The sequence below is a fragment of the Actinoplanes sp. 13 genome (assembly GCF_056134165.1).
The window spans coordinates 1-13,808 of record NZ_JBVYOQ010000011.1 but is presented as its reverse complement, the minus strand read 5'-3'; the positions used below and the strand labels follow the sequence as shown (position 1 = coordinate 13,808).

At 72.1% G+C, this 13,808-nt stretch carries 10 protein-coding genes; 5 read left to right on the top strand and 5 right to left on the bottom strand.

Annotated elements, in window-relative coordinates; translation table 11 throughout:
* Positions 1 to 15: 15 nt before the first annotated feature.
* The 4 genes from AC0NH5_RS21760 to moaC are packed head-to-tail and all read right to left on the bottom strand — an operon-like array spanning position 16 to position 2,709.
* Complete coding sequence (locus AC0NH5_RS21760; RefSeq protein ID WP_474406671.1) at positions 16 to 486, bottom strand: molybdenum cofactor biosynthesis protein MoaE; 471 nt, start codon at positions 484 to 486, stop codon at positions 16 to 18.
* Complete coding sequence (locus tag AC0NH5_RS21755; RefSeq protein WP_474406669.1) at positions 483 to 1,700, bottom strand: molybdopterin molybdotransferase MoeA; 1,218 nt, start codon at positions 1,698 to 1,700, stop codon at positions 483 to 485. The genes AC0NH5_RS21760 and AC0NH5_RS21755 overlap by 4 nt, the downstream gene beginning before the upstream one ends.
* A 24-nt stretch (positions 1,701 to 1,724) precedes the next feature.
* Positions 1,725 to 2,192 carry a MogA/MoaB family molybdenum cofactor biosynthesis protein gene (locus tag AC0NH5_RS21750; RefSeq protein ID WP_474406666.1) on the bottom strand — a complete coding sequence of 156 codons (468 nt, stop codon included), beginning with the start codon at positions 2,190 to 2,192 and terminating at the stop codon, positions 1,725 to 1,727.
* A 25-nt stretch (positions 2,193 to 2,217) separates the two neighbouring features.
* Entirely contained in the window at positions 2,218 to 2,709 is a 492-nt protein-coding gene (gene moaC / locus AC0NH5_RS21745) for a cyclic pyranopterin monophosphate synthase MoaC (protein WP_474406663.1), read from the bottom strand.
* A 450-nt stretch (positions 2,710 to 3,159) separates the two neighbouring features.
* On the opposite strand from moaC, the gene AC0NH5_RS21740 reads away from it, so the two are divergent.
* The 4 genes from AC0NH5_RS21740 to AC0NH5_RS21725 all read left to right on the top strand — a co-directional run bounded on the left by AC0NH5_RS21740 (position 3,160) and on the right by AC0NH5_RS21725 (position 8,255).
* Entirely contained in the window at positions 3,160 to 5,688 is a 2,529-nt protein-coding gene (locus tag AC0NH5_RS21740) for a putative bifunctional diguanylate cyclase/phosphodiesterase (protein WP_474406661.1), read from the top strand.
* A 67-nt stretch (positions 5,689 to 5,755) separates the two neighbouring features.
* Positions 5,756 to 7,006, top strand: a complete 1,251-nt coding sequence (locus tag AC0NH5_RS21735; RefSeq protein ID WP_474407139.1) for a glycosyltransferase 87 family protein — start codon at positions 5,756 to 5,758, stop codon at positions 7,004 to 7,006.
* Between the two features lies 1 nt (position 7,007).
* Complete coding sequence (locus AC0NH5_RS21730) at positions 7,008 to 7,415, top strand: TFIIB-type zinc ribbon-containing protein (protein WP_474406659.1); 408 nt, start codon at positions 7,008 to 7,010, stop codon at positions 7,413 to 7,415.
* A gap of 492 nt (positions 7,416 to 7,907) precedes the next feature.
* Positions 7,908 to 8,255, top strand: a complete 348-nt coding sequence (locus AC0NH5_RS21725; RefSeq protein WP_474406657.1) for a YbaB/EbfC family nucleoid-associated protein — start codon at positions 7,908 to 7,910, stop codon at positions 8,253 to 8,255.
* Positions 8,256 to 8,571: 316 nt separating this feature from the next.
* On the opposite strand, the gene dnaB is transcribed toward AC0NH5_RS21725, so the two are convergent.
* Entirely contained in the window at positions 8,572 to 10,047 is a 1,476-nt protein-coding gene (gene dnaB, locus AC0NH5_RS21720) for a replicative DNA helicase (RefSeq protein WP_474406655.1), read from the bottom strand.
* A 387-nt stretch (positions 10,048 to 10,434) separates the two neighbouring features.
* On the opposite strand from dnaB, the gene AC0NH5_RS21715 reads away from it, so the two are divergent.
* Positions 10,435 to 13,808, top strand: a 3,374-nt coding sequence (locus AC0NH5_RS21715; RefSeq protein WP_474406653.1) for a hypothetical protein, incomplete at its 3' end; no start/stop codon positions are given.

The window sequence follows — 13,808 nt, the reverse complement described above, 5'->3', positions numbered from 1 at the left end:
CTCACCTCGGCCAGGTCACGGGCAGTTGACCCACTCGTCGGTGCCGTCCAGGAAGACCTGCCGCTTCCAGATCGGCAGACGGGCCTTGGCCTCGTCGACCAGCCGGGCACAGGCCGCGAACGCCGCTGCCCGGTGTGCCGTGCTGACCGAGGCGACCAGCGCGACGTCGCCGATCTGCAGGGTGCCGATCCGGTGCGAGACGGCGACGGCGTGGACGGCCGGGTCGGCGGCGATCTCCTCGGCCACCTCCCGGAGGACCGCGGCGGCGCTGGGATGCCCTTCGTACTCCAGGAGCGTGACGCCGCGCCCGTGGTCGTGGTCGCGGACCACGCCCTGGAAGGAGACGACGGCGCCGGCTCGGCGGTCGGCGACCGCGGCCTCGTGCGCCGCCAGGTCGAGAGTCTCGTCGACGACCTCGGCCCGGACGACGACGCCGGTCGCGCCGGCGGGCGCCGGGCCGGTCGGGGTGGGGTTCTGGGTGCTCACGATCGCTCCCCGGGCGTCAGCGGAAGGGGCAGGAAGGGGACCAGGTCACCGGCCGCGGCCTTGGCGCCCGGCCGGACCACGACGAAACCGTGCGAGTTGGCCAGGCCGCGCAGCATCGCCGAGCCGACGTGCCCGGCCGGGGTGGCGGTGCGACCGGTGGGATCGAGGGTGGCCAGGGCCAGGTGGGTGAAGTCGCCCCGGCCGGGCACCGGCGCGGCCGCCTCCACCTGCTCCAACGGCGCCGGCGGGCGACCACGCAACCCGGCCAGCAACGGCGCCACGAGGGTGACCAGGGCGATCACCGCGGACTGCGGGTTGCCCGGCAGCCCGGCCAGGAACCGTGGCCGGCCGTCGGCGCCGGGCACGCGGGCCAGCAGCATCGGGAAGCCGGGGCGGACGGCGACGGTGTTGACGATGTACTCCGCGCCGAGCTCGGCCAGCGCGGGGTGCAGGTGATCGACCGGGCCGTGCATCGTCCCGCCGGTGGTGCACACCAGGTCGGCACCGCGCAGGGCGGTGTGCAGCGCGTCCAGGTGGGCGTCGAGGGTGTCCCGCACCGGGCCGGTGACACCGACCATGGTGGCGCCGTACCGGCGCAGCCAGCCCGGGATCTGGGGGCCGAGCGAGTCGCGGACCCGCCCACCGCCGGGCGGACCCGAGGTGAGCAACTCGTCACCGAAGACCAGCAGCGAGGCGCGCGGCTCCACGCGTACCGCCAGAGTTTGATAGCCGCAGGTGGCCGCCATGCCGATCACCGCGGGGTCGACAGCCGTCCCGGCCGGCAGCAGCTCCTCGCCGCGCCGGGCCTCCTCACCCGGCAGACGCCAGTCGGGCGCCGGGCGCGGCTCGCCGGAGACGCGGCCGTCGGCGCCGGTGACCGAGTCCTCGATCCGGACCAGCGCGGTGGCGCCGGCCGGCACCATGGCGCCCGTGGCGATCTCCACGCAGGCGCCCTCCTCGGTCAGCGGCGGCGGCGTGTGGCCGGCCAGCACCCGTCCGGCCGGACGCCACGGCCCGGCACCGCGCACGGCCCAGCCGTCGATGCTCGAGGTGGGGAACGCGGGCAGATCGGTCAGGGTGCGCAGCGGTTCGGCGAGGGTCCGCCCGTCCGCATCGGCCAGCGGGATCTCCTCCACACCGCCCGCCGCGTCCCGGCCCGCCCGGTAAACCCGCTCGCGCGCCTGCTCCCAGTCCACTGGGGTCAACTCGGTCACCGGAGAAGCCTATCGCCGCACCGGTCAGTGATCTCCCCCGCGGATCTGGTCGACGGTGTGCGCCAGCAGCGGCCCCAGCACCGCCAGGCCGTCCTTGGCGCCGCCGGTCGACCCGGGCAGGTTGACGATCAGGGTCCGCCCGGCCACTCCGGCGAGGCCGCGGGAGAGGGCGGCGGCCGGCACCCGGTCGCGGCTGTACGCCCGGATCGCCTCGGCGATGCCCGGAATCTCGAAGTCGAGCAGGCCGCGGGTCGCCTCCGGGGTCCGGTCGGTCGGGGTGACACCGGTGCCACCGCTGGTCAGCACCACGTCGACACCCTCGGCGACCGCCGCACGCAGCGCCTGGGCCACCGGCTCGCCGTCCGGCACGACCACCGGCTCGTCCACCGCACATCCGAGTTCCCGCAGGCCGGCGACGAGACGGGGACCGCTGGTGTCGGCGTAGACGCCGGCCGCCGCCCGGTTGGACGCGACGATCACCCGGGCCCTCATCGCGGGGTCTCCCCGGTCCGGCCGGTCACGGGCGGTCCTTCGGGCGTACCCAATCCCCGGTCTTTCCGCCCTGTTTGCGCAGCACCCGAACCGATTCCAGGCTGGCGGCCGGATCCACCGCCTTGATCATGTCGATCATCGCCAGGCCGGCTGTCGCGACGGCGGTGAGAGCCTCCATCTCGACGCCGGTCCGGTCGGCCGTCTTGGTGGTCGCGGTGATCTCCACCGTGTCCTCGGAGGGGGTCAGCTCCACAGTCACACCGTGCAGGCCGATCGGGTGACAGAGCGGGATCAGGTCCGGGGTCCGTTTGGCGCCCATGATCCCCGCCAGCCGGGCTACCGCGAGGGCGTCGCCCTTCGGCAGGCCGTCCCGGCGCAGCAGGTCGATGACTTCGGCAGTGGTGCGGACGCGACCGGCGGCGACCGCGCGCCGGTCGCTCACCTCCTTGGCCGACACGTCGACCATGCGCGCCGCGCCGGTTTCGTCGACGTGGGTCAGCTGGAATTCCTGGGGCATACCGGGAGCTTATAGAGCTTCCGCGACCACCGCGTTCGCATCTTCGCCGTATTGCCTTCACACTTTGTCCACACCCGGCGGTCATGCTTCGGCACTGGTCAGAAGTGTCCGACCAAGAGTGAGAGTCTCTTTCGAATGGGCATTCTCAATTGCATTGAGTCTCCATTCGAAAGCGTTGCGTAACGGATCTCCATCCTATTCCCGCAATATGCGCATACCGACACGATCCACTGGAAACCGACACCTTCTCGCCCTAACGTCTGTCCTGTCGCGACGGACAGATAACCGACAGACCGGTTGAAAAACCTTGAGCGAGGAGGAAAGACATGCGCGGCACCGAGTGGGGCTGAAAACAGCAGGTGCGCGCTGCGGCGCGCATGCCTAACCTTGAGCCTTGAGCGACGACCGAATCACGCTCGGCGATCAGGACACCATGACTTTCGACACGCGATGACTTCGACAAGCGATGACGACAACGTGACCGATCAGCAGCTCCGGCTGCTAGTCGGTCTCGTCGTCGTGTTCGGGCTCGGTTTCGCGGCGGCCATCGCGGCGCACGGGTTCGGCCACCCTCAGCCAGTTCCCGAGCCGCTCGTGCTCGCGGCCCTCGGCGCCGCCGTCGTCCTGGCCAACCGGGTGCGGACCGAGATCCGGGTGCGGTCCAGCCTGGATCGGTTCACCTGGAGCGAGCTGCCGGTTCTGATCGGGCTGGTCTTGATCCCGGCACCCTGGGTGGTCCTCTGCGCGATCGCCGGCGTGGCGATCCACAAGCTTCTGCTCCGGTCCGGCCCGCTGAAGACAGTGTTCTCGATCGCCAAGGAGGCGCTCACCGCGAGCACGGCGGCCGCTGTCTTCCTCGCGACGGGCGTCCAGCCGGACCTCGGGAACCCGCCCTTCGCCGTCGGGTCGATCATCCTCGCGCTCTGTGCGGTCAGCGTGGTCGACCACCTCGCGTTCGTGCCGGTGATGGCCACCAGCACACAGACGCCGGCACGGCAGCTCCTGGGCCACAATCCCGGGATCAAGCTGGTCGGCTACCTCAGCACCCTGATCGCCTGCCTGCTGGTGATCCTCCTGCTGAGCAGCGGCACCAGCTATCTGCTCCTCCTGGTCGTCCCACTCGTTGTGGCTTGCATGCACCTCTGGCAGTCCCGCAGCTCCCGCACCCGCGAGGAGCGGGAGTCGTGGCAGCGCCTGGCCAAGGCGACCGACGAGCTGAACGCCGTCGACCTCACCCAGGTGCTCCACTCGGCCACCACCCGGGCCGCACAGATCTTCTCCGCCGCCGAGGCGTCGATCGACCTTCCGGCCCACGGCGGCGGTCGCACGGTCCGGGCCACCGACACCCAGGTGATCTCCGACGGCGACCTCGCCTCCCGGCCGGTCCAGCCCGACGAGACCACTGTCGACCTGGTGGCGCACGACGGCGGCGTCCAGGTCGGCGTGCTCCGGCTGCGATTCGGCGGCATGGTCCGCCTGACCGAGGTCGAACAGTACAAATTGCGCACCTTCGCCTCGGCCGTCTGCACCGCCATCCGCAACGCCCAGGCGTACGCGGAGTTGGCGCGCATCGCCGCCGCGAACGCACACGCCGCCGCGCACGACCCGCTCACCGGCCTGCCGAACCGCCGCCGGCTTTACGAGCAGGCCGGCGAGCTCTTCCAGGCGTCCGGGCAGAACGGCCTGTTCGCCCTGCTCCTGATCGACCTCAACCACTTCAAAGAAGTGAACGACACGCTCGGGCACGCCGCCGGCGACCACGTGCTGCGCGAGGTCGCCAACCGCCTGCGCGACGCGGCCGCACCCGGCGACCTGGTCGCCCGGCTGGGCGGCGACGAGTTCGCGGTGCTGCTCACCGGCCTGCCCACGCCGGCGCTGGCCAGCCACCGGGCCACCGGCATCCTCGCCGGCCTGGACAGCGGCATCGAGGTCGAAGGCATGGAGATCACCGTGGAAGCGGCCGGCGGCATCGCCCTGGCCGCCGGCACCGGCAGCGTCGAGGAGCTGATGCGCCGCGCCGACATCGCGATGTACCAGGCGAAACGCTCCAACCAGCAGACGTTCGTCTATGCGCACGCCCGGGACACCGCCGATCTGGAACGGCTGATGCTCACCGGCGAGCTGCGCCGGGCGGTGGCCGAGCACGAGTTCACTGTGGACTTCCAGCCGATCGTCGACCTGGGCAGCGGCGAGGTGGTGGCCGCCGAGGCGCTGGCCCGGTGGCGGCACCCCGATCAGGGCAACCTCAGCCCGGTGCAGTTCCTGGAGACCGTCGAACGGTCCGGCCAGCTGCCGGCCTTCGCCGACGCGGTGCTGGAACAGTCGCTGCTCGCCATGCAGAACTGGCGGGAGGCCGGATTCGACCTGCCGGTCGCGGTCAACGTGTCACCGCGCAGCCTGCTCGACGCCACGTTCCCCAGCGCGGTGCTGGCCCGGCTCGCCCACCACGACGTGCCACCGGACCGGCTCGTCCTGGAACTCACCGAGACCCTCACGATCAGCCAGCTCGACGTGGTCGAACGGGCTCTCGCCGAGCTGCGCGACGCCGGTGTCCGGCTCGCCATCGACGACTTCGGCACCGGTGTCTCGTCGCTGTCCGTGCTCTCCCGGATCCCGGTGCACCAGTTGAAGATCGACCGGGAGTTCGTGGCGGGGGTGGAGACCTCGGCCGAGGCCGCCGCAGTCATTCGCTCGACCGTGGACCTCGCTCGCAACCTGCACCTCACCGTGGTCGCCGAAGGAGTGGAGAGCGAGCCGCAGCGGCGGGCCCTGTGGGAGCTGGGCTGCCTGGCCGGCCAGGGGCACCTGTTCGCCCGGCCGCACTCGGCGGCCCGTTTCCTCGGCGTGCTGCGGCGCGGGTCGGGCGGGCAGCCCGGTGTGCTCGCGGCCGCCCTGCACGACGGCGGCTCGGTCGTGCGGCTGCCGGCCCGCCGGGCCTCGGGGGGCGGGCGCTCCTCGGTGCCGCACCTGCCCGCGTGATCCGGCCCGCATCCGGCTGCTCGCGCTGCTGCGTCCTGCCGCCCTGCCCTGGGGTGCTTCTGCCACACTGGCCCGCGTGACCAAGACCGGCAGCCTGCGCAGGATCGACCGGGCCGCCGGCGGGCTCGCCGCCGATCTGGGCCTGTACCTGGTCTCCGCGGCCTTCGCACTGATCACCGCGTTGTCGTCGACGCTGCTGCCGCACCGGTCCTGGGGCATGATCGCGACCTGCGGCTACCTGATCGCGGCGCTGATCGTCACGGGACAACTCGTGCTGCGGCGGCCGGCTTTCCGTGAGGCGCTCGCCTGGTGCACGTACGCCGCGGTCGCGCTCCTCCCGCTGATCGTCCAGGCGGTCCAGCGTGCCGGCGGGCGTACCGACCGGGCGCAGGAAGAAGTGGTCGTCGTCGAGCACATGGGCGGGTCCCTGCTGCACAGCGGCACCCCGTACCTCGGCCGCGCCGAGATCGCCGCGATCCCTCTGGACGAGCGGCTGCTCGGCTACCGGCCCTACCAGCCCGGCATGGCCGTTTTCGGCCTGCCACGCGCGATCGCCGGCGAGCACTGGTGGACGGACGCACGGATCTGGTTCGCGGTCGCCACGGTGGCCGCGCTGGCCGCGGCGGTCACCCTTCTCACTTCGGCCCCCTTGCGGGTACGCGCTGTCCAAGCGGCCACCGTCCTCCCCGTGACCGCGTTGACGCTCGCCACCGGGGGTGACGACATCCCCGTCCTCGCCCTCTGCCTGCTGGCCCTGGCCCTCGCCGGCACCGGCCGGTACGGCTGGTCGGGCGCCGCCGTCGGAGCGGCCGCCGCATGCAAGCTCTTCGCCCTGCCGGTGCTCGCCGTGCTGGCCGTCCTGGCCATCGCCACCGGCAACTGGCGCCGCTTCCTGCCGCCCGCCCTGGCCCTGCCGGTGCTGGCTGTTCTCCCGCCACTGCTGGTGGATCCGGGCGCACTGATCGAGAACGTCTTGCGGTTCCCGATGGGGCACGGGCTCGTCACCAGCCCCGCACAGTCACCGTTCCCCGGCTACCTCATCGCCGAGTCACTTCCCGGCGGCCGGTTCGTGGCCACCGCCCTGCTCGTCGGCGCGGCGGCGACCATCGGCGTCCTCCTTCTGCGCCGGCCGCCGCGCAGTGCCGCCACGGCCGCGCTGTTCTGCGGATACGGCCTGCTCACCGCCATCCTGCTGATGCCGACGACACGATTCGGCTATCTGCTGTACCCGGCCGCCCTGCTCGTCTGGGCGGCCGCACTCAGCAACCACACAGCTACAACGGCTGCACGGCATGACACGGCCTTGTACCGTCAATGAGATGCAGATGACCTGTCCCAAGTGTCACGGCGAGATGCGGGTCTACGAGCGCAGCGGCGTCACGATCGACCAGTGCACCGAGTGCCGCGGGATCTTCCTGGACCGTGGTGAGCTGGAGAAGCTCTTCGCCGCCGAGCAGAGCTACAACGCCCGGCCGCCCGGCGGGGCAGGCGCCCCGCCGCCGCCCGCCCCGCATCAGCAGCCCCAGCATCCTCAGCACCCCGGTGGTTACGTCCCGCCGCCCCCGCCGCCGCCCGGCTACGGTGCTCCGGTTCCGCACGCCTACCCGCCCGCAGCCGCGGCGCCTTACGCCCGGCCCGGTTACGGCCACCACGGTCACTACCGTCGTGGACAGCAGCACCACGGTCACTACCGTCGTCGCGGCTTCCTGCACGACCTCTTCGACTGAACCACCCTGTCGTTCTCAACGGTCCGGCCCTGCGCGTGATGGATTGGGCTCACGCGCAGGGCTCGCCCGCCTACGATCCGCCGGTCTCGGCACCCCCGCCGGTGCGCAGCGCCGCCCGGCCGTCCATTTTCAGGACTGTGGTGTCCGCGAGGTGAGACGCCGGAGCCCTTTGATCTCGCGCCCGGCCAAGCCGCCCCACGCACTCACGGTGACGGACAACGCAGACCTCCGTATACACCCGAGTCTCCGTCGTAGACGTTCTCACCTGCGGCCACCAGCACTGGGGCGTCCACGGATCGACCGCTCTGCCGGCACTCCTGTGACGGCGAACACGGCGCGTGACCACAAACCGGAGTCGCCTCGACACTTCGGAGAGAACCATTTCGATAGGTCTCTCTTTTCATGTGCGTTATGAAGTCGCAGTAATACGCAACGTCGCTGATCTTGGGTATTGTCACGTCGCCCCCTGTCGCGGCGAACGGAGGAATACCCGTGACTGAAACAACGGATCAATCGGCGAATCAAGCGCTGCGCACCGATTTGGAAGACGTTTACGGACGTTATGAGGACCTTCGGTCCGGAGTGGACGAACTACAGCGCAGCCTGGCGGCCATGCAGGTCAGTGCCGCTTCCGGGGACGGCGCCGTGCACGCCACCGTCGACGCGGACGGTCGCCTGGTGGACCTGCGACTCGATCAGCGCGCCTGCCGGGAATGGGATCCGGAGACCCTGGCCCGCACGATTGTGGAAACGGTTCAGCAGGCGTCGGCCGGCAAACACCGACAGATAGAGCAGCTCGTGACGAACCACCGCCCGTCGGACGAGCAGACGCAGCAGTAATCGTCGACAAATCCCGACGAAGACCTATAAGCCTGTCCTCGCCGGCGGGGGCTCGCGGCCGAAGCCGCGACCGGCGGGACAGCCTTCTCCCAGGTCGCCCTGTGCACTTCTTCCGAATCGCCATGCCGGCGTGGGCCGGATCGCATCGCCATGCCGCGTGGGCCGGATCGCATCGCCATGCCGCGTGGGCCGGATCGCATCGCCATGCCGGCGTGGGCCGGATCGCATCGTCGGCCTAGCTGGATCGCCGTCCGGTGGAGATCCCGGACGGCGCGGTGGCCTCGTCGGCTCGGCCGGATCGTCTCGTCAGCTCGGTCTAGATCGCCATGTCCACGAAGCGCGACAGGTGCAGCTGCGCGGCCACCGTCACCGTGTCGGTGGGACCGTTACGGTGCTTGGCCACGATGAAGTCCGCCTCGCCGGCGCGCGGCGACTCCTTGTCGTAGTAGTCGTCGCGGTGCAGCAGGATCACCACGTCGGCGTCCTGCTCGATCGAGCCACTCTCACGCAGGTCGGAGAGCTGTGGACGCTTGTCGGTGCGCTGCTCGGGACCACGGTTCAGCTGGCTCACCGCGATCACCGGGCACTCGATCTCCTTGGCCAGCAGCTTCAGGCCACGGGACAGCTCGGACACCTCCTGCTGACGGCTCTCCGTCTTCTTCGGCGAGGACATCAGCTGGAGATAGTCGATGACGAGCAGCCGCAGGTTGTGGCGCTGCTTGAGCCGGCGGGCCTTCGCCCGGATCTCCATCAGGTTCATGTTCGGCGTGTCGTCGACGAAGATCGGCGCCTGGCTGATCTCGCCCATCCGGCGTGCCAGTTTCGTCCAGTCGTCGTCGGAGAGCTGCCCGGACCGGAGGGTGTGCAGGGGCACCCGCGCCTCGGCGGAGAGCAACCGCATCACCATCTCGATCTTGCTCATTTCGAGCGAGAAGATGGCGCTCGCGCAGCCGCTCTGAATCGCCGCGTTGCGGGCGAAGTCCATGCTGACTGTCGACTTACCGAGACCGGGCCGGCCGGCCACGATGATCAGCTGACCGGCGTGCAGGCCGTTGAGCAGGCGGTCGAGGTCCTGGAAGCCGGTCGGGACGCCGGTCATCATGCCGCCGGACGCACCCACCGCCTCGATCTCGTCGAGGGTGGGCTGGAGCATGTCACCGAGCGCCGCGAAGTCCTCGCTGACCCGTTTCTCAGTGACGTCGTAGATCGCCTGCTGCGCGAGGTCGACGATGTCGTCGACGTCCCGGCCGCCGTTGCCACCGGTGCCGTAGCCCAGTTGCACGATCTTCGTCCCGGCCTCGACGAGGCGCCGCAGGATGGCCCGCTCGGAGACGATCCGCGCGTAATAGGAGGCGTTCGCCGCGGTGGGGACGCTCTCGATGAGCGTGTGCAGGTAAGGCACGCCGCCGACCCGCTGCAGATCGCCCGAGTCGGCCAGCGCGGCGGCGACGGTCAGGGCGTCGGCCGGCTCACCACGGCCGTAGAGGTCGAGGATCGTGTCGAAGACCGTGGAGTGCACCGGCCGGTAGAAGTCAGTGGTCTTGAGAATCTCGACCACGTCCGCGATCGCGTCCTTGGACAGCAGCATGCCGCCGAGCACACCCTGCTCGGCCGCGACGTCCTGAGGCGGCGCCTTGTCGAACCCGCCGGCGCCCCCGGAGCCGCCGCCCGAGCTGTTGCGTGGTGGCCCGCCGCCCGGCGTGCCGGACCCGCCACCGGGGCCTCCACTGTTTCCGCCGCCGGACTGGGACGGCGGCCGGGACTCCGGCCGTGCGTCGTCGGTGATCGACACTCCGGACTCCTTTCCCCCAGTGACCGCCATCACGATCGAACAGCTCGGGTACGACACTTTCGGCTGATCCAGGCCCCGGTTGGAGAAGAACACGTGGATCAAAGTGGGTACGCGAGGCTGGACCACTGTACGAATCGGCCCGCCACCTGCCCAACTACCGCGGTGGACGAGTCTTGGGACAACCTGTGGACATCTCCCCTCAGCCTGTGCACACCTTGTGGACAACTTCTGGGGACAGCGGATCGACCCCCGCCCCCAGCAGGACTTTTGTCATCCCCACCTGTGGAGGGCAGAAAAGGTTGCAGATCAGGGGAAATACCGATGGGGGTGAGCAAGCCGTCGCGCTGAGGCGTTGCGGTTCGGCCCTGCGCACGTCACCCTTTTCACGTGGACCAACCGGAGTGGGGCTACGGCGCCCGCATGTCGCGCGACAGGCGCGCTGCGGAGGCTTGGCCGACCCGGGAACCGGAGGTCAACGAATCCGCGTCTCGGTGGGACTCGCTCGCCGACACCGGCAGCATGGCGCCGAGTGAAGAGGCGCTCACCTGGCAGCGCCGTGCCGACGCATGGGCTCAGCAGGCAGAAGTCGAGCCGTACGGTGGCGGTCAGGCGATCGAGCCGGCCAACCGCTGGTCCGAGGTTGCCTCCACCGGACGCCCCACGTTCCCGGCCGACGGGGTCGGCTGGCGGACCCAGACCTCCGAGTGGCGGGCCACCGGCGCGCGCTGGCGGCAGACGACCGAGTGGCGGTCCTCGACCGGCTCGCACGTGTGGCGGTCGACCACCGAGGCCTGGCGGGGCGACGAGGAGAACGACCCGGATCGGGACCAACCGGCCATCAACGGCACGGCGTGGCCTACTCCGGACACCGATTCCGGTAACAGCGACATCCGTGACATCACGGACAGATCTTCGACGCCGTCCTGGCGACAGTCGTCCACGCCTTCCTGGCAGCAGTCCCCGGCGCCGTCACCCCAGCAGCAGACCCCGTCGTGGCGGCAGTCCGAGGACGAGACCCCGTCCTGGCGCCGCCCGGAGGAATCTGGCCGGGCCACCCGCCCGGTTGAGCAGACGTGGTCCGGCGGGGCCCCGGCCGCGCCGTCGTGGAGCCAGCCGTCCACCCAGGCGCCCTCCTGGCAGCAGCCCGCCGACTCCTGGTCAGCCGGCTCGCCGTCGTCGACCGGCTCGCTGCCCTCGTCGGCCGGATCACTGCCGTCGTCGGCCGGACCGCTGCCGCTGCCGAGCCGGGCTGCCGAGCCCGAACCGCCCGCACCTTCCTGGAGCCGCGGCACCGGGCAGCCCGCGGACGCCTGGGGCAGCAGCAGCCCCACGCCGTCCTATGGGCGCGGGCCGGAGCAAACCGGCAGCTGGGGCCGCGGTCCCGAGCAGACCGGCAGCTGGGGCCGCGATGCGGAGCAGACCGGCAGCTGGGGCCGCGGCTCGGAGCCGGGCCGGGACCGAGGCTCGGAACAGGCCCCGGACTGGGGCACCACGCAACAGCCCCCCGACGCGTGGGGGCCGAGCAGCACCGCCCGCAGCAACAGCTGGGACCGCGACCCGGGCGAGAACACCACCGGCATGACCCGATGGGAGCGCACCGACGCACCCGGCTGGCAGGCCTCACCGGCCGAGGACGGCCGTCACCTGGTCCGAGAGGACGACCGGGCCGCCTGGCGGCGAGAGGCCGCCTATGAGGACCCGGCGCCCCGGCGTGGCCGGCGGCGGGCACCCGAGCCCGAAGCCACACCCTCCGGTGGCTCGGGCTGGTCGTCCGGCTCGGATTCGGACAACTGGGCCCGGCACACCGACACCGGCAACATCCAGATGTTCTCGGACACCGCTCCCGGCTCCCCCGGACCGCAGGGCCCCACCTGGGGTGCCCGCGCCGAGGCGCCACCGCCGAGCGGCACCGGCCCGTCCGGTGGTCGCCGCAGCCGCCGGGAGGCACCGGAACCGGCCACGCCTCCCGCCGCCCAGCCTCGCCGCGGCCGCCCCGCGCGGTACAACCAGAACGCCACCGACTGGCGTGAGGACACCTCGTCCTGGGCGGCCGAGCCGGACACCAGCAACTGGACCCGCGACCCGGACACCGGCCAGTGGAGCCGTGCCGAGGACGACCCCAGGGTGCTCGCCTGGCGCGCGGAGGCCGCCCGCCGGGAGGCGACCAGGGGCAACGGCTCCCACGCGCCTGACGACGACGCTGACGGCCCCGGCGGACGATCGCGGCGGAGCCGGCGCGACGACGGCCCGAACGGCGGCGTCCCCGGCGGCCCGCTCCCGAGCAGTGGCATGCCCGACAGCGGCATGTCTGGCGGGGGCATGCTCGGTGGCGGCATGCCCGGCGGCGGCATGCCCGGCGGCTCCTGGCCGACCAGCGCCGTCCCGAACGGCACACCGCCCGGACCACGCAACGACGCGATGATGCCCGCGCCTCGCAGCGTCGCGCCGAGCAGCACCGGAACGGGAATCGCCGGATCGGGCAGCACCGCCCCCAGCAGCACCCAGACCAGCATCGGAGTGCCCAGCACCCGCCCGCGCAGCGCCATGCCCGGCGCCATCCGCCCGAGCAGCGCGACCCCCGGCGGCATGCCGCCGGCCGGCCCCTCCTGGAGCGGCGCGGCGTCCATGCCTTACGACGGCGGCCGTCGTGGGGACAGCGACCGTCCGGGTGGCAATCGTCCTGGTGACGATGACCGTCCCGGCAGCGACCGTCTCAGCGGTGACCCGAACGGCCGGCGTTTCCGTGCCGAGCCCGACCCGTACGGCTATGGCAACACCGAACCCCCGGGCGGCGGCCGCCGCCGCGCACCCGAGCCACCCGCTCGCGGCGCCGAGCCGCTCGGCCCGCCCCGCGGCGCCGACCCACTAGGCCCGCCCCGCGGCGCCGACCCCCTGGGTCCGTCCCGCGGCGCCGGAGGCATGGGTCAGGGCCGCGGTACCGAGCCGCTCGGCCAGGAGTCCTGGCGTGGTGCGCCGGAGCCCCGGCAGGGCCGCCAGTACAGGCGACTCGAGGTCGGACCCGACTATCCGGCGGACGGCGTCCGCCAGGGCCCGCTGCCCTCGCGGCAGGAACCTCCCATGGGCCCGAACCGGGGCTACGGCGAGGCGCGCCCGATGCGGGAGCTGCCGTCCGCCGAGCCGCCGCGCTGGAACGGCGCCGGTTCGTCTCGTGAGCTGCCCACCGACGGTCCGCAGGGCCGGCAGGAACCCCGCCGTGAGCCGTGGACCGAACCCGGCCGCCCGGAGCCGCGCGGTTACGGCACCGCCCAGCCGCCCCGTGAGCTGCCCGGCAGCGCCCCGAGCTGGCAGGAACCACGCCGCGACCAGCCTCCCGCGAACGGGCAGAGCCGGCGTGACCAGCCCCCCACCGACGGGCAAAGCTGGCGTGACCAGCCCTCCAGCAACGGACAAAGCTGGCGCGATCAGCCTCCCACCAACGGACAGAGCTGGCGCGACGACTCCTCCGCCAACGGACAAGGCTGGCGCGATCAGCCTCCCGCGAACGGACCGGGCCGGCAGCGTGAGCTACCCGCCGGAGGCCCGGGCCGGCCGGAGCCCCGCCGGGAGGCCCCGCCCGCGAACGGCCAGAACTGGCAACGCGAACTCCCCGCCGGCGGCCCCGGCTGGCAAGCGCCGCGCCGTGCGGGTCCGGCCGAAAACGGTCAGGGCTGGCGTGACACCCCGGCCAACGGCCAGGGCTGGCGCGACGCCCCCGCCAACGGCCAGGGCTGGCGCGACGCCCCCGCCAACGGCCAGGGCTG

What these genes read in the sequence shown, in the direction of transcription:
- AC0NH5_RS21750 (WP_474406666.1), bottom strand. Translation starts at nt 2,192, where the DNA reads ATGAGGGCCCGGGTGATCGTCGCGTCCAACCGGGCGGCGGCCGGCGTC.
- AC0NH5_RS21730 (WP_474406659.1), top strand. Translation starts at nt 7,008, where the DNA reads ATGCAGATGACCTGTCCCAAGTGTCACGGCGAGATGCGGGTCTACGAG.
- AC0NH5_RS21740 (WP_474406661.1), top strand. Translation starts at nt 3,160, where the DNA reads ATGACTTCGACAAGCGATGACGACAACGTGACCGATCAGCAGCTCCGG.
- moaC (WP_474406663.1), bottom strand. Translation starts at nt 2,709, where the DNA reads ATGCCCCAGGAATTCCAGCTGACCCACGTCGACGAAACCGGCGCGGCG.